The 18,828-nt window shown below is 72.8% G+C and carries 15 protein-coding genes, 2 tRNA genes and 1 other RNA gene; 4 read left to right on the top strand and 14 right to left on the bottom strand.

Annotated features, from left to right (window positions below):
* The 4 genes from HMPREF9719_RS08295 to ffs all read right to left on the bottom strand — a co-directional run.
* A partial coding sequence (locus HMPREF9719_RS08295; RefSeq protein WP_004601548.1) for a DNA polymerase III subunit gamma and tau occupies positions 1 to 2,423 on the bottom strand: 2,423 nt, incomplete at its 3' end.
* A gap of 37 nt (positions 2,424 to 2,460) precedes the next feature.
* Positions 2,461 to 3,063 carry a hypothetical protein gene (locus HMPREF9719_RS08300; RefSeq protein ID WP_004601549.1) on the bottom strand — a complete coding sequence of 201 codons (603 nt, stop codon included), beginning with the start codon at positions 3,061 to 3,063 and terminating at the stop codon, positions 2,461 to 2,463.
* A gap of 131 nt (positions 3,064 to 3,194) precedes the next feature.
* Complete coding sequence (locus HMPREF9719_RS08305; RefSeq protein ID WP_004601550.1) at positions 3,195 to 4,469, bottom strand: aminotransferase class I/II-fold pyridoxal phosphate-dependent enzyme; 1,275 nt, start codon at positions 4,467 to 4,469, stop codon at positions 3,195 to 3,197.
* Between the two features lie 184 nt (positions 4,470 to 4,653).
* An RNA gene (gene ffs / locus HMPREF9719_RS09460) (signal recognition particle sRNA small type) lies at positions 4,654 to 4,748 on the bottom strand.
* Between the two features lie 145 nt (positions 4,749 to 4,893).
* Here ffs and HMPREF9719_RS08310 point away from each other — a divergent pair.
* A tRNA-Ser gene (locus tag HMPREF9719_RS08310) sits at positions 4,894 to 4,982 on the top strand.
* Between the two features lie 70 nt (positions 4,983 to 5,052).
* On the opposite strand, the gene gluQRS is transcribed toward HMPREF9719_RS08310, so the two are convergent.
* A complete protein-coding gene (gluQRS, locus tag HMPREF9719_RS08315; RefSeq protein WP_004601551.1) occupies positions 5,053 to 5,982 on the bottom strand; it encodes a tRNA glutamyl-Q(34) synthetase GluQRS in 930 nt (309 codons plus the stop codon).
* Between gluQRS and HMPREF9719_RS08320 the strand changes: the two genes are divergently transcribed.
* Complete coding sequence (locus tag HMPREF9719_RS08320; RefSeq protein WP_004602000.1) at positions 5,981 to 6,766, top strand: queuosine precursor transporter; 786 nt, start codon at positions 5,981 to 5,983, stop codon at positions 6,764 to 6,766. The genes gluQRS and HMPREF9719_RS08320 overlap by 2 nt on opposite strands.
* Before the next feature lie 115 nt (positions 6,767 to 6,881).
* On the opposite strand, the gene tgt is transcribed toward HMPREF9719_RS08320, so the two are convergent.
* From tgt to HMPREF9719_RS08350, 6 genes are all read right to left on the bottom strand, one after another.
* Positions 6,882 to 8,144 carry a tRNA guanosine(34) transglycosylase Tgt gene (gene tgt / locus HMPREF9719_RS08325; protein ID WP_004601553.1) on the bottom strand — a complete coding sequence of 421 codons (1,263 nt, stop codon included), beginning with the start codon at positions 8,142 to 8,144 and terminating at the stop codon, positions 6,882 to 6,884.
* 1 nt (position 8,145) lies between these two features.
* Positions 8,146 to 10,878: an MMPL family transporter gene (locus tag HMPREF9719_RS08330; RefSeq protein WP_004601554.1), complete on the bottom strand. Its 2,733-nt coding sequence runs from the start codon at positions 10,876 to 10,878 to the stop codon at positions 8,146 to 8,148.
* A 328-nt stretch (positions 10,879 to 11,206) separates the two neighbouring features.
* Positions 11,207 to 11,294, bottom strand: a tRNA-Ser gene (locus tag HMPREF9719_RS08335).
* A gap of 89 nt (positions 11,295 to 11,383) precedes the next feature.
* The gene (locus HMPREF9719_RS08340) at positions 11,384 to 11,614 is read right to left on the bottom strand and encodes a CsbD family protein (RefSeq protein WP_004601555.1); all 231 of its coding nucleotides are present in this window, start codon (positions 11,612 to 11,614) and stop codon (positions 11,384 to 11,386) included.
* A gap of 133 nt (positions 11,615 to 11,747) precedes the next feature.
* Complete coding sequence (locus HMPREF9719_RS08345; protein ID WP_004601556.1) at positions 11,748 to 12,251, bottom strand: nucleoside deaminase; 504 nt, start codon at positions 12,249 to 12,251, stop codon at positions 11,748 to 11,750.
* Positions 12,252 to 12,258: 7 nt separating this feature from the next.
* Positions 12,259 to 12,786: a tRNA adenosine deaminase-associated protein gene (locus HMPREF9719_RS08350; protein WP_004601557.1), complete on the bottom strand. Its 528-nt coding sequence runs from the start codon at positions 12,784 to 12,786 to the stop codon at positions 12,259 to 12,261.
* Between the two features lie 40 nt (positions 12,787 to 12,826).
* Here HMPREF9719_RS08350 and HMPREF9719_RS08355 point away from each other — a divergent pair, with 40 nt between their 5' ends.
* Positions 12,827 to 13,930, top strand: coding sequence for a prephenate dehydrogenase (locus HMPREF9719_RS08355; RefSeq protein ID WP_004601999.1), 1,104 nt, complete (start codon positions 12,827 to 12,829; stop codon positions 13,928 to 13,930).
* A 151-nt stretch (positions 13,931 to 14,081) separates the two neighbouring features.
* On the opposite strand, the gene HMPREF9719_RS08360 is transcribed toward HMPREF9719_RS08355, so the two are convergent.
* A complete protein-coding gene (locus HMPREF9719_RS08360; protein WP_004601559.1) occupies positions 14,082 to 15,401 on the bottom strand; it encodes a M20 metallopeptidase family protein in 1,320 nt (439 codons plus the stop codon).
* A 296-nt stretch (positions 15,402 to 15,697) separates the two neighbouring features.
* Here HMPREF9719_RS08360 and deoD point away from each other — a divergent pair, with 296 nt between their 5' ends.
* Complete coding sequence (gene deoD / locus HMPREF9719_RS08365; protein WP_004601560.1) at positions 15,698 to 16,450, top strand: purine-nucleoside phosphorylase; 753 nt, start codon at positions 15,698 to 15,700, stop codon at positions 16,448 to 16,450.
* A gap of 44 nt (positions 16,451 to 16,494) precedes the next feature.
* Here deoD and HMPREF9719_RS08370 read toward each other — a convergent pair whose 3' ends face one another.
* Together HMPREF9719_RS08370 and deoC are read right to left on the bottom strand one after the other, a co-directional pair.
* A complete protein-coding gene (locus tag HMPREF9719_RS08370; protein ID WP_004601561.1) occupies positions 16,495 to 18,123 on the bottom strand; it encodes a phospho-sugar mutase in 1,629 nt (542 codons plus the stop codon).
* Positions 18,120 to 18,779, bottom strand: coding sequence for a deoxyribose-phosphate aldolase (deoC, locus tag HMPREF9719_RS08375; protein ID WP_004601562.1), 660 nt, complete (start codon positions 18,777 to 18,779; stop codon positions 18,120 to 18,122). The genes HMPREF9719_RS08370 and deoC overlap by 4 nt, the downstream gene beginning before the upstream one ends.
* Between the last annotated feature and the right edge of the window lie 49 nt (positions 18,780 to 18,828).

Raw genomic sequence — 18,828 nt, forward strand, 5'->3', positions numbered from 1 at the left:
GCCTCGGGGCGGGCGGGCCGGTCCTCGGCCGCGCCACCACCGGCGTTCCCTCCCGGGCGGTCGGCGCCGTTGCCGGCCTCCGCGGGCTGAGCGCCGCGGTCGGCGTCATCTACCGCCGGTCTTTCGCGCTCCCTTCGCCGCGGGGCCTCCGCCCGACCGGACGACCGGGGCTTATCGCCCCCGCCGGCCTTTGGGGCGGCGCCCTCGCCGCCGGGCCGCGCGGTGCCGACCTGGCAGTGCGCCTTCAGCGGCACGCCGGCGTGCTCGGAGAGGACGTCGACGACGGTGGAGTTGTTGTTCTCCGCGTTGAGCCTCGCCGCGAGCGCCCCCGTGTTGTGCCCGAGCAGCACCGTGCCGTCGCGCACGTCGAGGACACGCGCCTCGGTGACCATGACGCCGGCGACGCCGTTCTTCTTACGGATCGCCTCGCGGAGCTCGCCCCAGTTCTCCCGGATGGACGCGGCGAGCTCCTCGTCCGAGGGGCCCTCCTGCCGCCCGGCTTCGTCGGCGGGCTCGTCCTCGGCGGGTTCGGTGGAATCTGCGGCCTCGGCGGGGCCCTCGTCCCGGCGCTGCTCCGCGTCCTCGCCGCTCGGGGCCTCCGCGGGCCGAGCGGCGCTGGCCGCGGCCGCGGCGTCGCTCCCCGCGGCGGCTTCCTCCTCGGGATCCTCGTCCTCGGGCTCGTCTGGTTCGGGGGACGGGGCCTCGGCGCGCCGGTCCTCGCCCTCGGAGGTTCGGGCCGTGGGCTCGGGGGCGGCGTCGGACGCCCCGCCCGAGGAATCCTCGGGCGCGGATTCACGCCGGGCCTCGGCCACGTCGGCGCGAGGCGCCTCGGGCGCGGGCTCGTCAGCGGCGTACTCGTCGACCGCGTTCCCCGACGCCTCGGCGGAGGCCGCCTGGTCCTCGGCCCGCTGGGGGCGCCCGGCGGGCCGCTCGCCCGCGGCGTTGTCGCCAGCGGGGTCGGCGGCGGCCTCGTGGGGCGCGTCGACCCGGGCCTCGCCCGGGCGGGGCTCCTCTCCCGTCGCCTCAGAGGCGGGCGCGGCGCTGCCCGACGCGGGGCGGGCGTCCTCGGCGGGGGGCTGGGCTTCGGGGCGCTGCTCCCCTGCCTGCCGCTCGCCTTGGCCCTGGGGCTGCTGTTCCTGCTCGGCGGGCTGGGTCTCGCCGCGGGCGGCGCGGCGCGCCCGCTCCTTGGCCTCCCTGGCCTGGCGGGCGGCCCGCTTCGAGGGACGCTCGTAGCGCCCGGAGGAGGCCTGCTCACCCTCGGCGGCGGGCGCGGCGCCCGCGCCCTGCGGGGCGTCGGGCGACTGGATCTCCGGGGCGGGGCCTGCGCCCTCGACCAGCAGGGCGAGGTGCGCGAGCAGCACCTCGAGCAGGAGCCTGGGCGAGGTCGCGCCGCGCATGTCCGCGATGCGGGAGTTGACCTGGTCGGCGAGCGCGGCGGCCTGCGCGCCGGTGAAGCGGGCGGCCTCCTCGCGCAGCACCTCGGCGCGGTCGGCGGGCGCGTCGACGAGCCCCATGTCGATGGCCTCAGGCACGGCCTGGAGGATCATGAGATCGCGCAGCCGATCGAGCAGGTCGCCGACGAAGCGGCGCGGCTCGATGCCGGACTCGATGACGTCGTCGACGGTCTCGAAGAGGGCGGCCTTGTCCCGCCCGGCCAGCGCGTCGACCGTGCGGTCGAGGAGGCTTAAGTCCGTCACGCCGAGCAGCGGGAGCGCCTCGTCGTAGCTCAGGCCATCCTCCCCGGCGCCGGCGAGCAGCTGGTCGAGGATCGAGAGCGAGTCGCGCGGACTGCCGCCGCCCGCGCGGATGACGAGCGGGTAGACCTCGTCGTCGACGGCGACGCCCTCGCGCTCGACGGTGCGCTTAAGAAGCCCGCGCATCGCCTGCGGGGTGAGCAGCCGGAACGGGTAGTGGTGGGTGCGGCTGCGGATCGTACCGATGACCTTCTCGGGCTCGGTCGTCGCGAAGATGAAGATGAGGTGCTCGGGCGGCTCCTCGACGATCTTGAGCAGCGCGTTCGCGCCCGCGTTGGAGATCATGTGCGCCTCGTCGACGATGAACACCCGGTAGCGGGACTCCGCGGGCGCGTAGTAGGCGCGGTCGCGCAGCTCGCGCATGTCGTCGACGCCGTTGTGGCTCGCCGCGTCGAGCTCGGTGACGTCGAGGTTGCCCGGCCCGCCCGGCGCGAGGGAGCGGCACGACTCGCACTCGCCGCACGGCGTGGAGGTGGGCCCGTGGACGCAGTTGAGGGAGCGCGCGAGGATCCTCGCCGAGGAGGTCTTCCCGCAGCCGCGGGGCCCGGAGAAGAGGTAGGCGTGGTTGATGCGGCCCGCGTCGAGCGCCGCGGAGAGCGGCCGGGTCACCTGCTCCTGGCCGACTACCTCCGAGAAGCTCGCCGGGCGGTACTTGCGGTAGAGCGACACGCCCTTAGACTCTACCCGCCGGGTGGGACGGTTCCGGCTAGCGGAACCAGTCGAGCAGCTGGGTGTGCTCGGCGGCCATCGCGCGGGAGAACTCCTCGGCGCCGTGGTCGACGAAGAACTCCCGCTCGGAGTCGGTGACCATGAGCAGCTGGAGCATCGCGGTGAGGCGGCCGTTGTCCCCGGTGTCGGTCTCGTCGACGCCGGTGACCTCGCCGGGCTCCTCGCGGTACTGGGGCACCGAGCCGTTCCACATGAACGGCGGGACCAGCAGGCCGTGGCGGGCGGTGATCGCTGCGGCGTCGACGCCGGCGGGCGGCTCGAAGGTGTCGGCGAGGTCGATGAGGATGGTGCCGGGCCTGGCGGGCAGCTGCCCGCCGGCGCGCTTGAGCGCGGCGGCGGCCTTGGCGACCGCGTCGGCGGCGGCGGCGACGCCCGCGTCGGTGACGGTGAGGAGCTCCGCGCGCACGGCGATGCCCTTCTTGCCCACCAGGCCGGTGTCGACGCGGTTGAAGTCCACGGTCGCGGCGATGTCCTGGGTCTTCGTGCTGGTCACGCCGACGTGGAAGCCGTCTGCGTGGTACACCTCGAGCCGGCCGGGCAGGATCCCGCCGAGCCACGCCTCGCACTCGTCCCTCTTCATCCGGGCTTCACCCCTCCCTGATTACGTCTCGGTCGCGCGTGCCGTCGCCTCTGCCTCGCGCCGTGGGCCCCCGATGGTGGCGGGCCGCCTCGTGCGGCGCAAACCCGGGTTCGCGGCGCGGGCAGGGCCGGTCAGCCCTCGGCGAGCCGCTCGGCGGCGGCGAGGATGGCGCAGGTCGCGACCGCCTCGACGGCGTCCTCGAGCTCGCCGAGCGGCGGCATCGAGGGCGTCAGCCGGATGTTCTTGTCCTCGGGGTCGCGGTGGTGGGGGAAGGAGGAGCCCGCCTCGGTGAGCGCGACGCCCGCCTCCCTGGCGAGCTCCACGACGCGCGCGGCGGTGCCGGGCACGACGTCGAGGGAGACGAAGTAGCCGCCGGCGGGCCTCGTCCACTTGGCGATGCCCAGGCCCCCGAGGCGTTCGCTCAGGATCCGCTCGACGGTCGCGAACTTCGGGGCGAGCACGCCCGCGTGGTGGCGCATGATGGCGCGCACCCCCTCCGCGGAGCCGAAGTAGCGGGCGTGGGCGAGCTGGTTGACCTTGTTCGGCCCGATGCCGCGCGCCCCGGCGTAGCGCTTGTACCAGGCGAGGTTCTCGGCCGAGGAGCCGAAGAAGCCGACCCCGGCGCCGGCGAAGGTCACCTTCGAGGTGGAGCTGAAGCACCAGAACCGGTTGGGGTTGCCGGCCTTGCCTGCGAGCTCGGGCACGTCGACGTGCTCGGGGAACTCGCCGGTGAGCGGGTGCACGGCGTAGGCGTCGTCCCACGCGATGCGGAAGTCGGGGGCGGCCGCGGGCATTGCTGCGAGCTCCTCGAGCACGGCGCGGCTGGTGGTCACGCCCGCCGGGTTGGAGAACGTCGGCACGAGCCACATGCCCTTAACCGACGGGTCGGCGAGGTGCTCGCGCACGACGTCGAGGTCCGGCCCCTCCTCGGTGGTGGGCACGGGGATCATCTCGTGGCCGACGGTCTCGCTGATGGTGAAGTGCCGGTCGTAGCCGGGCACCGGGCACAGCCAGCGCACCGTCTCCTCCTTCGACCACGGCCGCGGGGAGTCCTGCGTGCCGAAGAGGTGGGAGAAGGACACCACGTCGAACATGATGTTGAGGCTCGAGCCGTCCGCGGCGAGCAGCCGCTCGGCCGGGATCCCGACGACCTCGCCCCACAGCTCGCGCAGCTCCTTCAGCCCGTCGAGGCCCCCGTAGTTGCGCACGTCCGTGCCGTCGGCGGCGGTGTGGTCGCCCTCGCCCGGCAGGGAGAGCAGCCGCTCGTTGTGGTCGAGCTGCTCGACCGAGGGTTTGCCCCGCGTGAGGTCGAGGTGAAGGTCCTTCGCTCGCAGCTCCTCGTAGTCGCGGCGCGCGCGCTCGGCGAGCTGGGAGAGTTCTTCGGCGTCGAGGTCTCGTAGGGCCATCGGGGGGCTTCCTTCCGCCATCGGAAAAGCGGCAGTTGACTAGTTGGGGGGACAGAAATTCGCGGCCCATCTTAGCCAGGCGTCCGCGAAAGTCCCGCAAAGCCCGCTGAAAGATCCCTGTCAGGACCGCGGGCCTGTCCGGCTCGCCCCGGGCGCGGGCCGGAAGCTCGCCCGCGCGGGGATAAAAGAAGGACCCCGCGCACCCGAGAGAGCCCGTTGACCCTTGCTGCATTCCTGCCCTGGGGGAGTTCACGGGATGCACGCCGCGCGAGATCCGATCCCCAGCCTATCCCACCGTCCCCCGGGGGCTCAACACGCCGCCGCGGCCCGCCCCGCGGGCGCCGCCCCACCCGCGGCGAGGCGGGGATTTGTTCCCCGCCGGTGGGGACTACTACACTTCTCGAACGGACGCGAAGCGCCCACTGGAGGATTCGACTAGCGGCCTATGTCACACGCCTGGAACGCGTGCGGGGAGCGATCCCCTCGTGGGTTCAAATCCCACATCCTCCGCCATCCGCCCCGGCGGCCTGCGACGAGCAGGCCGCCGGGGTTTTTCTTATCCCTCGGCCCCTCGCGCGGGGCCTTAGGCCACGAAGTCCGCCGGCCAGCGCACCGGCGGGTCGGCAAGCTCGCTCGGGTCGAAGGTCTCGGCCAGCTCGTCGAGGGAGCCCGCGCCCGGGCGGCCCAGCGAGCGCCCGATCGCCGCGAGGAGCTCTCCCGGGCCCCAGCCCTCCTCGGCCAGGTCGCGCGCCGAGGGCGCCCCGGAGCGCTTCGCGAGGCGCTCCCCGTTCTCGTCGAGGACGAGGGAGACGTGCGCGTAGCTCGGCTCCGGAAGGCCGAGCAGCGACGCGAGGTAGGCCTGCGTCGGCGACACGTCGAGCAGGTCCGCGCCGCGCACCACCTGGTCGACCCCGGAGTACGCGTCGTCGACGACGACGGCCAAGTGGTACGCCCAGCCCGGCTGCTGCCCGCCGCGGCGCAGGACGATGTCGTCGAGCGGGCGCTCGACGCTGCCGCGCGCCCGATCCTCGATGCGCCACGAGGGCGCCTGCGCGCGCAGCCTTAAGGCCGGGGCGCGGCCCTGGTCCTTCAGGCGCGCGCGGCGCTCCCGGCGCTGGCTCTCGCTTAGGTTTCGGCACGTGCCCGGGTAGCGCCCGGGGGTGGCGTGCGGCGCGGACTGGGCCTCGCGGATCTCCCGGCGGGAGCAGTAGCACTCGTAGACGAGCCCCCGCGCGGCGAGGCGCTCTGCGGCGGCGCGGTAGGCCTCGCCGCGGCGCGACTGGTAGACGACCTCCCGGTCGGATCTCACCCCGAGAGCCGCGAGGTCCTCGAGCTGCCGGGTGGCGGTCTCCTCGTCGCACCGCTCCTCGTCGAGGTCGTCGACGCGCACCGCGAAGCCCCTATCGGTGGCCGCCGCCGCGAGCCACGCGGCGACGGCGGTGCGCAGGTTGCCGATGTGCAGGTCCCCGCTCGGGGTGGGCGCGTAGCGCCCGGCGCCGCGATCGCTCGTCATGACCCTTCAGGCTAGCGGCCGGGCTGTGGCAGCATTACGGTTCGTGACGACAAACAACCCCACCCCCGCCCAGTCCGACGGTGCGAAGAGCCTCGAGTTCGACGAGACCCGGTCCGATCGGGCGCGCTTCATCCCCGTGCAGCGCACCCTCTACCCGGCGATCACCGCGCTGTTCGTCGCGACGTTCATCATCTCGAATATCACCGCGAGCAAGGGCGTCGAGATCGGCCCGCTGGTCACCGACGGCGCGTTCTTCCTCTTCCCGCTCGCCTACATCCTCGGCGACGTGCTCGCCGAGTGCTACGGCTTCCGCGCCGCGAGGCGCGCGATCTATACGGGGTTTGCGGGCGCGCTTCTTGCCGTCGTGTCGTTCTATATCGCCATCGCCCTGCCCGAGGCGTCGTTCTACGAGAACCAGGAGGAGTTCGCGCTCGTCTTGGGCCTCGTCCCGCAGATCGTCGCGGCCTCCCTGGCGGGCTACCTCGTCGGCCAGCTGCTCAACTCCTGGACGCTGGTGCTCATCAAGCGCCGCACCGGGGAGAAGAGCCTGTGGGCGAGGCTCATCGGCTCGACCGTCGTCGGCGAGTTCGCCGACACGCTCATCTTCTGCCTCATCGCCGCGCCCGTCATCGGGATCTCCACGGTGCCCGACGCGATCAACTACATCGTCGTCGGCTTTTTGTGGAAGACCCTCATCGAGGTCGTCGTCATGCCGATCACCTACTTGGTCATCGGGGCGGTCAAGCGCCGCGAGCTGCCCGGCTACGCCGACGGCGCGAAGTAGCGCCCGTTGAGGGAACCCCGGGCCCCGGATCGGCGGGCCCGGCGCGCGGCGGCCGACACGAGAAACGCCCCCGGGGACCGTTCCCCGGGGGGCGCTGTTGTGTGGCTCTGGCCCGCTAGCCGCGGCGCTCGGCGTGGTAGTAGCGGCCGAGGAACTCGTCGCGGTAGGCCTCGAAGTCGCCGGCCTCGATCGCGGCGCGGATATTCGCCACGAGCCGGATGACGAACTCGAGGTTGTGCAGGGAGCACAGCGTCCCGGCGAGCAGCTCCTTAGCTTTCAGCAGGTGGCGGATATAGGCGCGCGAGTAGGTCGTCGCGACGACGCCGCCGAACTCCTCGTCGATGCCGCGGAAGTCGCGCTTGTACTTCGCGGCGGCGAGGTTGACGCGCCCATCTAGGGTGTAGACCCCGCCGCGGCGGCCCAGCCTCGTGGGCGCCACGCAGTCGAAGGTGTCCGCGCCGGCGGCGACCGCGGCGAAGATGTCGTCCGGCTCGGAGATCCCCAGCAGGTGGCGGGGCTTGTCCTCGGGCAGCTCCTCGGTCACCCAGCGCACCATCTCGCCGAGCCGGTGCTTCTCTAGGGCGCCGCCGATCCCGAAGCCGCCAAAACCCCGGCGGCCCTCTGCCTGGGCCTCCTCGTCGAGGGCGACGAGCCCGCGGGCCGCCTCGCGGCGCAGGTCCTCGAACTGGGCGCCCTGCACCACGCCCCACAGCGACTGGCGGGGCTCATCGGCGCGCTCCCGGGTGAGGCGGTCGTGCTCGACCAGGCAGCGCCTGGCCCAGCGGCGGGTCCGCTCGACCGATTCCTCCTGGTACGAGCGCGACTCGAAGAGCGTGGTGAGCTCGTCGAACGCGAACATGATGTCGGCGCCGAGCTGGTGCTGGATCTGGATGGACTTCTCCGGGGTGAAGCGGTGCCTGCTGCCGTCGACGACGGAGCGGAAGTCCACGCCGTCGTCGTCGACCTTGGAGAGCCGCTCCCGGTGCGCGGCCCGCGCCTCCCGCTCGGAGACGTCGTCCTTCTCCATGGCGATGACCTTGCCCAGCCCCGAGCCGAGGCTCATGACCTGGAAGCCGCCGGAGTCGGTGTAGGTCGGCCCGCCCCACGCCTCGAAGGAGGCCACGCCGCCGGCCTCGTCGACGATGTCCGGGCCGGGCTGCAGGTAGAGGTGGTACGCGTTCGAGAGGATCGCCTGCGCGCCGACGTCGCGCAGCTGCGCGGGCGTGAGCAGCTTAACGGCGGCCTTCGTCGCGACCGGCACGAACGCCGGGGTGGCGATCGGCCCGTGGGGCGTGTCGATGAGCCCGGAGCGGCCCCCGCCGGGGAGCCGGCGGGAGACGCTAAACGTGAGGTCGCGGGCGTTGTCGGGGGCGGCCACGCTAGTCGTTCCCGCCCCTGCCGGGCGAGCCCTCGTCGCCGTCCTCCTTGTCGAGGAGGTCCTGGACGCTCACCGAGCCGTCCTCGTCGCCGTCGTGCTCGCCGCGCTCGGCCTCGGGCTCGTCGCCCTCCCGCTCGAGGAGCTCGGCGACGCTCACGGTGCCGGCGCGCTCGCCCTCGGTGTGCTCCGAGCCGGGGCCGGCCTGCGTGCTCGCGGCCGGCAGGTCGCGGCCCTCGTCGTCCCCGCCCGAGCCGCGGGGCTTCCCGTCGTTGGCGTCGCCCTTGTCGTCGCCGTCGGACTCGTCGTCGTCCTCCTCGAGGGAGCGCCCCTCGACGTCGAGGGAGGGCAGGATCTTATCGAGCCACGTCGGGAACCACCAGGTGGCCTTCCCGAAGAGGATCATCGCCGCGGGCACGAGCGCCATGCGCACGAAGAGCGCGTCGAAGAGCACCGCGAGGCCCAGCGCGAAGCCGAAGATCTGGATGAACGGCAGCGGCTGGTTCGTGAACGCGAAGAACACCGCCATCATGATGAGCGCCGCGGCCGTGACGACGCGCGCGCCCTGCGTGAAGCCGCCGGTCACGGACCTCACGACGGCCTCCTTCTGCGAGTCGAGGTCGCGGTTCTCGATGAACTGCTCGCGCATCCTCGTGCCGAGGAAGACCTGGTAGTCCATCGCCAGGCCGAAGGTCACGCCGATGAGGAAGATCGGCATGAACGACACGAGCGGCGCGGGCGCGTCGACGATGCCCCACAGGCCCTCCTGCCAGAACAGGATGGTCACGCCGAACGCGGCGCCCACGGAGAGCAGGAAGCCCACGCCCGCGAGCAGCGGCACGACGATCGAGCGGAACACGACGATGAGCAGCAGCACCGCGAGTCCGACGACGATGCCGAGGTAGATGGGCATCGCCCCGGCGAGCGCCTCGGTGATATCGACCTCGACGGCGGTCAGGCCCGTGAACCCGATGTCGATGCCGAGCTCGCCCTCGATGCGCTCGCCAACGTCGCGCAGCTCGTGGACGAGGTCGTTGGTCGCCTCGTCGACGGGCCCGGTCGTCGGGGTGATCTGCACCTGCCCGGCGGTGCCGTCGTCATTGAGCCCGATGAGCTGGGCGTGCTCCACGCCGTCGAGCTGGGAGATCTCGCCCGCGGTGTAGAGGTACGCCGCGAGCCTGGCGACGGTCTCCTCCGGGGCCTGGGCCTGGAGCTCCTCGCCGGCCTGAGCGGCGGCCTCGGGGTTCGCGGCGAGCGCCTGGCCCACCGCGCCACGCAGCTGCTCGGTCTCCGGGTTGGTCGGGTCGACGCCGCTGGTGTCGACGACCGCGAGGAACGGGGCGTTGGCGCCCTCCCCGAAGCCCTCGGCCATGAGGTCCGCGGCGCGGCGCTGGGTGGTGTCCTCGCTCGCGGTGACGTCGGTGGGCAGCGCGAGCTCGAGCTTGGAGACCGGGATGGTCAGCGCGCCGAGCGCCGCGATGACGACGACGAGCACGACGACGGGCAGGCGGCGCACGACGCCGATCCACCAGCCGCCCAGCGTCTTACCTTGGGAAAGCTTCGACTCGCTGCCGTCGCGCTTGGGGTTGCCGGCCACGCCGGGCAGACGCCCCTTGAAGGCCTTGTCGCCGAGCGCGCCGAGCAGCGCGGGCAGCAGCGTGAGCGCCACGAGGACCGCGATAAGCACAGTCATCGCGGCGAGCAGGCCCATCGCGGAGAGGAACTCGATGCGCGCGACGACGAGCGCCGCGAGCGCGACGATAACCACCACGCCGGCGAAGAGCACCGCGGAGCCGGCGGTGCCGAGAGCCTTGCCGGCCGCCGCCGGGCCCGATAGGCCGTTATCTCTTCGCTCGCTGCGGTAGCGCGAGAGGATGAACAGCGCGTAGTCGATGCCCACGGCCAGGCCGATCATGATCGCCAGGGTCGGGGTGACCTCGTTGAGCTCGGCCCAGGAGGTCGTCAGCAGGATCCCGGCGAGCCCGATGAGCACGCCGATGACGCCGGTGAGGACCGGCAGGCCCGCGGCGACGAGCGAGCCGAACGTGAAGACGAGGACGACGAGCGCGACGCCGATGCCGACGATCTCGCTCGTGGCGTTGATCTCGATGGGCGGGGCGAAGCCCAGCCCGCCGGCCTCGACCTGCAGGCCCGACTCGCGACCCTGCTCGAGCGCGTCGGTGATCGCCGCGCGGTGCTCGTCGGTGACCTCCGCGGCGGTGGGCACGTCGAGCGTGAAGCCGAAGTAGCCAATCGTCTCGTCGTCCGAGAGCGGCTTGAGGTTGTCGATATCGGCCTGGGTGACCTCCTCGGGCACCCCGAACTCGCCGTAGACCTGCTGGAAGACGGCGGTCATCTGCCCGGCGAGGTCGACCGGGTTGCCCAACAGCGGGGCCGGCTCGACGAGCTCGCCCTCGAGGTTCTCTTCCAGCCCGGCGACGAGATCCTGGACGCGCTGGTAGTTCTCCGGGTCGGTGAGCTTCTCCCCCTCGGGGGCCTTCACCGCGACGCGCACCGCCGCGTCCTCGACGGGGTTGCCGCCCTCGGGGAACTTCTCGACGAGGTCCTCGGTCGCCTCGATCGCGGGCGTCCCGGAGATCTCGAACTGGCTGGTAAACGGGCGCATGAACCCGGCGGCCAGGCCCGCCACGGTCGCGAAGATCACGACCCAGGCGGCGATCACCCACCACTTCCTGCGATAGGCCCAGCTACCAAGCTTGCTCAGCAGTTTCGCCACGGGCTTTCCTCTCAGTCGTCGGCGGCGGGGGCGGGCCCCGGCGCCGGCCGGCTGGCTCGCCCGCCGCGTCGTCGGGCTTTCGCGACGCGCGCTAACGGCCCGCCCGCCCCGGCGCGGCCGGGCTCTCATGCGGGCGGGGCGGCTTTCACGGCACCGCGCGTCGCCGTGCACCCTCCACCCTACCGGCCGCCCGGGCGGGCATTTCCGCCCCGACGTCGCCCCCGCTTGAGGGGCAATTTCTCAGCCCCGAAAGAGGTGGCCCGGAGGTGATGCACGGCAAAAAAAGGGGCGGCGGGCCGCGCTCTCGCGCAGGCCCGCCGCCCGGCTGCGGTGGCGAGGGGATTCGAACCCCTGGTCGGGGGTTACCCGACAAACGCTTTCGAGGCGTTCACCTTCGGCCGCTCGGACACGCCACCGCGGAGTAGGCTAACGCCTCCCCCTCCCGGGAACAAAATCCCCGCCCCGGCGCGATAGCGAGCCGGGGCGGGGACGGGGCGCGGGGAGGTTACTTGTCGTCGCCCTTGATCTTGTCGCCGATGTTGCCGACGACCTCGTTGGCCTTGTCCTTGACCTTGTCGCCGAACTCCTGGGCCTTCTCCTTGGCGTCGGAGACGGTCTGGTCCTTCTTGCCCTCGTTCTTGAGCTCGTCGTTGTCGGTGGCGTTACCGGCGGCCTCCTTGGCCTTGCCCTTGAGCTCCTCGCCCTTGTTCTTCGCCTGGTCCTTAAAGTCGGCCATGATTTCTCTAACCGTCCTTCCGAAATTCTTCTCTGCCCTCCCCGGCGGCCGCGACCTGCGGGGCGCCGGATCGGGCGTCGTGCGCTGACGCGGCCCAGTATAGGGAGAAATGCATCGGTCGTGGGGTGGAATTTCAGCCCGGGAACCGGCCGGAATTGTTTGTTTTCGAGAAAAAGCCTCTCAAGGGTCGGGCCGCCTCCTCGGCGAGGACGCCGCCGCGGACCTCCGGGGCGGGCAGCGGGGAGGCTCGATCGCGCAGGAGGTCCCAGCGCGAGCCGCACGCCCCGGTCTTCGGCTCGAAGGCGCCGAACTCCACCCGGGCGAGGCGCGCCGCCATGATCGCGCCGGCGCACATCGCGCACGGCTCGAGGGTGACGGTGATGGTGCAGCCGGTGAGGCGCCAGCCGTCGCCGAGCCGCGCGGCCGCGGCGCGCAGCGCGAGCACCTCGGCGTGCGCGGTGGGATCGCCGTCGGCCTCGCGGCGGTTCGTCGCGGCGGCGAGGAGCCTGCCGCGCGCGTCCTCGACGAGCGCGGCGACGGGCACGTCGCCCGCGGGGCAGTGGGCCTCGGCGTAGTCGAGGGCGGCGCGCATCCGGCGCCGCGCGGCCGCGAGCCCCTCCGGGGTGGGCAGGACCACCCGCGGCCTAGTCGTCGTCGTGCAGGCCGTCGAGGCCCGGCACCGCGTTGAGGAGCTCCTCGTCGAGGCCGATCTCCTCGGCGAGCCGCACGAGCTGCTCGGAGGCCCACGAGTCCTCGTCCTCGGCGATGACCTCTAAGACCTGCTCGCTGAGCCCGAAGTCGGCGAGGATGTCGAGGTCGCCCTCCGCCCAGGCCTCGGCCTCGATGAGGTCCTCGCCCTCGAGGTCGGGGACGTCCACGCCGAGCTCGTCGAGGATCTGCGCGGCGAAGTCGTCCTCGACGGCGGCGACCGCGTCGGAGAGTACGTAGTTCACGCCCTTGGGCGTGGGGCGCACGAGGACGAAATAATCGTCGTCGACGCAGAGCAGCGCGAACGCGGCGCCGGGGCTGCGGCGCGCGGCGCGCTCGGCGGTCGCGGGGTCGCTAAAGTCGTCCTCGAAGCGGCTGACCTGCCAGGCCCCGTCGACGTACGCGGCGGTCACCGCGAAGCTGAAGCCCCCCTCGGGGCCGGGGGAGTTCCACGAGCGCTCCATGGCCAGCCAATCTACTCCAAGATGTGGGATGATGGTACAGGTGACTACGACGACGCGCCCCCGCCCGGTCTGCATCCTCGGCCTCGGACTCATCGGCGGGTCGCTGCTGCGCGACCTGGCCGCCGCGGGCCGCGAGGTGTTCGGCTACCACCGCTCCCCCTCCACGGCGCGCAGCGCCCGCAAGGAGGGCTTCGAGGTCGACTCGAACCTCAAGGAGACGCTCGCCCGCGCCGAGGAGACGGGCGCGCTCATCGTCCTGGCGGTGCCCATGCCCGCCGTCGAGGGGCTGCTCGACGCCATCGCGCACGAGACCTCGACCTGCGGGATCACCGACGTCGTGAGCGTCAAGACCCCGGTCATGGACCTCGTCTACGACAAGGGGCTCGAGGACCGCTACGTCGGCGGCCACCCCATGGCCGGCACCGCGCAGAGCGGCTGGAAGGCCTCGCAGCGCGGCCTGTTCCGCGGCGCGGCGTGGGTGATCACCTTCGACCACGGCTACCACCCCGAAGCGCGCAGCGTCGACGAGCTCGCCGAGGCGGACCAGGCGACCCTCGGGGAGCCGGGGCGCGCGGCGCTCTCCCCCACCGGCCGCCCGGAGGTCTCTTCCCGGTGGCTGGACGTGTGGTCGCAGGTCGCGCAGCTCGCCGACTCGGTCGGCGCCGAGGCGATCCCCGCGCGCGTGCACGTCCACGACGCGATGGTCGCGCGCGTCTCCCACCTGCCGCACCTGCTCGCCGCGGCGCTCGCCGTCGTCGGCGACAACGGCGGGGCGCTGGCCTTCTCCCTCGCGGCGGGCAGCTTCAGGGACGGCACCCGGGTCGCGGCGAGCTCCCCGCAGCTCGTGCGCGCCATGCTCGAACGCAACGCCCGCGCGCTCGTCGGCCCCGTCGACGAGGCCATCGAGATCCTCACCGACGCCCGCGAGCGCTTAAGCGCCACGCCGCCCGACCTCGAGGCGCTCGCGGACGCGGGCTACCGCTCCCGGGTGCGCTTCGACGCCCGCTCGGGCCGGGTGCAGGGCTCGGTGAGCCCCGTGGAGGTCTCCTCCCGGCCGGTTCTGAGGCTGCGCCCCGGCGCGCCCGGATGGATCCGCACCCTCGTCCAGGCCGAGGGCCTCGGCGCCCGCATCGAGGTCTACTAGGGCCCAATCCCCGCCCCTCGCGCCCGCCCGCGGGCGGCCGGGCGGGCACGACGACCGACGGGGCGGGCCCCGGGATCGACTCCCCGGGGCCCGCCCCGTTTTTCCTTCGCACGGGCGTCGGTCGCGCGCCGCCGCCCGAGCGCGAGTACGGCTACTTCTCGTCGGGGACGAGCGTGCCGCGCAGGTGGTCGAGGGCGACGTTGACGTGCATCCGCACGCCGGTGACCATCGCCTCGTCGTCGACGTAGAACTTCGGGCTGTGGTTCGCGACGAAGCCGCGGCCGCCCTCGGTCTCCTTGAGGTTGCCGTCCTCGTCGACCTCGACGTCTTGGACGCCGAGCAGCCCGTAGATTCCGCCCCAGCGGTTGATGAACTCGCTGACGTCGTCGTAGCCGAGGCTCGCGGGCACCTCGATGACCTTCGCGTCGCCGCGGGTGGAGCGGTGGAAGCTCGGCAGGATCTTCTCCACCCACTCCGGCCGGTTGACCACCGGGGGAACCTGCTGGATGAACTCCACCTCCGCCTCGCAGTCGTAGGCGGCGGCGATGTGCTTCGCGGTGCGCTCGATGCGCTCGTTGATCTGCGCCTCGACGCCCTCCTGGAGGCAGCGCACGGTGCCGAGCAGGGTGACGGAGTTGCCCACCACGTTGAAGCGGCCCTCGTCCTGGATGTGGCCGATGGTGATGGTGAAGTCCTTCTGCGCGTCGAGCTGACGGTAGATCTGGCCCATCGCGGTGATGATCTCCGCGGCGGGGGGCATGGGGTCCTTGCCCTGCCACGGGGAGGAGCCGTGCACCTGCTCGCCGGTGATCTTAATGCTCAGCAGCTCCGAGGAGCCGTTCTGCACGCCCTGGGAGTACATCACCCAGCCCTTGGGGCCGCCGCCGACGTGCATCCCGAACGCCATGGTCGGCTCCGGGTCGAGCTCGTCGAAGAACGCCTCCTTGACCATCTCGCGCGCGCCGCCGGGCTCGTCGACCGGCGGGCCCTCCTCGGCGGGCTGGAACGCGAAGACGACGTCGCCGGGCACGTCGTCCTTCAGGTCCGCGAGAACCTTCGCCGCGGCGAGCAGCATCGCGGCGTGCGCGTCGTGGCCGCAGGCGTGGGTGACGGGGAACGGGCCGCCCGGGTAGTCCTTGTCCACGACCTCGGAGGCGAACTCGACGCCGGACTTGTCCGGCACGGGCAGGGCGTCGATGTCGGCGCGCAGGACGATGGAGCGCCGCTTCCCCTCCGGGGAGCCCCCGCCGTGGAGGACGGTGGCCACGCCGTGGCCGCCGAGCCCGGTGACGACGTCGTCGTAGCCGAAGTCCTCGAGGAGGTCCGCGATGTACTTCGCGGTCTTTTCCTCCCGGTTGGAGAGCTCCGGGTTCTGGTGAATGTGGTGGCGCCACTCGATGAGGTCGTCGTGGACCTCCTCGACGGCCTTATCGATTTTGTCGAGCCATTCCTGGGGGAAATCGTCTGCCATAACTCCTCCTGTCGCGCGCTCGTTCGACGGTGCGGCCCCGCAGGCAGCGCGCCCCGCGGGCCCGGCCCCATGGTACGTGCCATTAATGTTTTGCGGCCACAAGTTTCCCTTACCAACCCACCCCAGGTGCGCCTTCCCGCGGCGATAATTCGCCGCAGAATTCCCCCGCCAGAACGCTATTGATTAACTTTTTCGTTAATGGCCCGGGCTAGGATGAGCACGCGCCCTCCCGCACCGACGCGGGAGCGCGGCCGCACCGACGAGCACCGTCCATAGAAGGAGCCCTGAGCGCAGCCATGCCGCCGACGACCGCCTCGACCCCGCACATCGACCCCCAGGGCGCGCCCATCGCGCGCACCGTGTTCCTCCCCGGGGACCCGCTGCGCGCCCGCTTCATCGCCGAGACCTACCTCGACGACGTCGTGCAGTTCAACGCCGTGCGCGGGCAACTCGGCTACACGGGCACCTATCAGGGCGAGGAGGTCTCCGTCATGGGCAGCGGGATGGGCATCCCGTCGATCTCGCTCTACGCCCACGAGCTCATCGAGACCTTCGGCGCAACTAGGCTCATCCGGGTCGGCAGCTGCGGGGCGCTGCGCGGCGACCTCGCGCCCTACGAGATCGTCGCCGCGCAGGGCGCGTGCACGGACTCGCGCTTCGCACACCACTACAACGTGCCCGGCACGTTCGCGCCGATCGCGTCGTTTTCGCTGCTCGCCGAGCTCGACCGGCTGTCCCGGGCGCGCGGGAGCGAGCTGCACGTCGGCAACATCCTCTCCTCCGACGTGTTCTACGGCGACGACCCCGACGCGCAGAAGCAGTGGGCGAAGCTGGGCGTCCTCGGCGTGGAGATGGAGTCCGCGGGCCTCTACGCGGTCGCGGCGCGCCACGGCGTCGAGGCGCTCGGCGTGTTCACCGTGTCCAACAATCTCGTCACCGGGGCGCACACGAGCCCCGCGGAGCGGGAGCGCTCGTTTACCGAGATGATCGAGCTGGCGCTGCCGCTTGCCGCGCTGCCGCACCCCGCGGCCCCCGCGGAGCGCGGTTAGGACCGCGCCGCGGCCGGCCGGGCGGTTCGGCGGGCGCGGTGCGGCTAGAGCAGCCCGGAGACCGCGGACTTCAGCTCCGCGAGGCGCTCCTCGGCCTCCGGACGGGTCTCGGCCCTCGCCTCGAGGTAGCACTTGAGCTTCGGCTCCGTGCCCGAGGGCCGGGCCAACACCCGGTCGCCGCGCTCGGTGATCACGAGCCAGCCGCTCGCCGGCGGCAGGCCGAGGTAACCCTCGTCGAGGCCGTGGGCCTCCGCCACGACGCTGCCCGCGACCGAGTCCGCGAGCGCCTCCCGCAGCCGAGCGGAGACCTCCTCGAGGCGCTCCCTGCTCTCCGAGGCGACCGACAGCTGGCCGGTCGCGACCGCGCCGTAGGCCTCGTCGAGGTCGGCGAGCCGCTCGGTTAAAGGCCGGCGCTGCGCGAGATCCGCGAGCGCGAGCGCCGCGGTGATGCCGTCCTTGTCGCGCACCCGGGCCGGGTCGGCGCAGTAGCCCAGCGCCTCCTCGTAGCCGAAGACGAGCCCCTCGGTGCGCCCGATCCACTTAAAACCGGTGAGCGTCGGGCGCCACTGAAGCCCGTGGCGCTCGGCGATGTCCTTGAGCCTCGTCGCAGAGACCACCGAGGACGCGAGCGCGCCCTCCTCGTGGGCCTTGGCGGCGCGCTCCCCGAGCAGGCCGCCGACCTCGTCGCCGGTGAGCCGGCGCCACGAGCCCTCGTCCGTGGGGTCGCCCTCCGGCACGGCGCAGGCGCAGCGGTCGGCGTCCGGGTCGAGCGCGAGGACGAGGTCCGCGCCCTGGCGGGCGGCCTGCGCGATCGCGAGGTCCATGACGCCGGGCTCCTCGGGGTTGGGGCGCGGCGCGGTGGGGAACGCCGGGTCGGGGGCGAACTGCTCCTCGACGACGGAGACGGACCCGAAGCCCGCGCGGTTAAGCGCGCGCAGCGCGATGTTCCCGCCCACCCCGTGCACCGGGGTGAGCACGATCTCCAAGTCGCGGTCCTCCTCCCCGATCGTCGCGACCGCGGCGTCGAGGTACTCGCTCACGAGCTCCGGGCCGACGGCGCGCAGCCCCCGCCCGTCGCGCGGGATGCGATCCGGCCAGGGGGCGCGCTGGATCGCGGCGGCGATCTCCTCGTCGGCGGGCGGCACGAGCTGCACACCGCGCTCCTCGTCTACCTCGACGACGCGGCCGCCGAGGTAGACCTTGTAGCCGTTGTCGCCGGCCGGGTTGTGCGAGGCGGTGACCATGACCCCGGCGTCGGCTCCGAGGCGGCGCACCGCGAACGCGGTGAGCGGGGTAGGCAGCTGCGCGGGCAGGAGGTAGACGGTGAGCCCCGCCGCGGAGAACACCTCCGCCGCGGCCTTTCGGAACGCGTCCGAGCCGTAGCGCGCGTCGCAGCCCACGACGACGGAGGGCTCGTCGACCTGGGAGGAGAGCCACTCGGCGAGCCCGGCGCTCGCGATCGTCACGGTCGCGAGGTTGAGTCTGGACTCTCCGCCCTCGACGCGGCCGCGCAGCCCCGCGGTGCCGAATGTCAGCGGCCCGGCGAAGCGGGACTTCAGCTCCGGGTCGCGGGCCTCGATGAGGGCCTCGATCTCGGTGCGGGTCACGGGGTCGGGGTCGTGGGCCGCCCAGTCGCGGGCCCGGGCGAGCACCCGCTCGTCGGGGGCGCTCATCGGCCGGCCGCCTCGGCGAGCAGCGCCGCCGAGCCCGAGCAGCCGAGCCTCGTGGCGCCCGCGTCGAGCATCGCCTCCGCGGTCGCGACGTCGCGGATCCCGCCCGAGGCCTTGATGCCGAGGCGCCCGCCGACGGCGTCGGCCATGACGCGCACCGCCTCGACCGTGGCGCCGCCGGAGGGGTGGAAGCCGGTGGAGGTCTTCACGAAGTCCGCGCCAGCGCGCTCCGCGGCGAGACAGCACTCGCGCAGCTCCTCCTCGCCAAGCGCAGCGGACTCGAGGATGACCTTGAGGACCGCGCCGCGGGTCGCCTCCCGCACCGCGCGGATGTCCGCTTCGACGGCGGCGATGTCGCCGGCCTTCGCCGCGCCGAGCGGGGCGACCATGTCGATCTCGTCGGCGCCGTCGGCGACGGCGCGGGCCGCCTCCGCAGCCTTGATCGAGGAGTGGTGCGCCCCGGACGGGAAGCCCACGACCGCGGCGACGGTCAGGGCCTCCGGCGCGTCGAGCGGCAGCTGGTTCGGGGAGACGCACACGGCGAGCGTCCCGAGCTTGGCTGCCTCCTCGACGTGGCGGGCGACGTCCGCGGCGCTCGCCTCGGGCTTGAGCAAGGTGTGGTCGATGACGGCGGCGAGCTGGCTGGCGGTGCGCGTCACGGGCGCTCCTTTCCTTTAACGGCGGTGCTGAGTTTTTGGTGGTGTCGGT

Source organism: Corynebacterium otitidis ATCC 51513, from assembly GCF_000296405.1.
Classification (GTDB): domain Bacteria; phylum Actinomycetota; class Actinomycetes; order Mycobacteriales; family Mycobacteriaceae; genus Corynebacterium; species Corynebacterium otitidis.

Coding starts and splice junctions, on each gene's coding strand:
- HMPREF9719_RS08300 (WP_004601549.1), bottom strand. CDS start 3,063: ATGAAGAGGGACGAGTGCGAGGCGTGGCTCGGCGGGATCCTGCCCGGC.
- HMPREF9719_RS08305 (WP_004601550.1), bottom strand. CDS start 4,469: ATGGCCCTACGAGACCTCGACGCCGAAGAACTCTCCCAGCTCGCCGAG.
- HMPREF9719_RS08320 (WP_004602000.1), top strand. CDS start 5,981: ATGACCCTTCAGGCTAGCGGCCGGGCTGTGGCAGCATTACGGTTCGTG.
- gluQRS (WP_004601551.1), bottom strand. CDS start 5,982: ATGACGAGCGATCGCGGCGCCGGGCGCTACGCGCCCACCCCGAGCGGG.
- HMPREF9719_RS08340 (WP_004601555.1), bottom strand. CDS start 11,614: ATGGCCGACTTTAAGGACCAGGCGAAGAACAAGGGCGAGGAGCTCAAG.
- HMPREF9719_RS08350 (WP_004601557.1), bottom strand. CDS start 12,786: ATGGAGCGCTCGTGGAACTCCCCCGGCCCCGAGGGGGGCTTCAGCTTC.
- HMPREF9719_RS08360 (WP_004601559.1), bottom strand. CDS start 15,401: ATGGCAGACGATTTCCCCCAGGAATGGCTCGACAAAATCGATAAGGCC.
- deoD (WP_004601560.1), top strand. CDS start 15,698: ATGCCGCCGACGACCGCCTCGACCCCGCACATCGACCCCCAGGGCGCG.
- HMPREF9719_RS08370 (WP_004601561.1), bottom strand. CDS start 18,123: ATGAGCGCCCCCGACGAGCGGGTGCTCGCCCGGGCCCGCGACTGGGCG.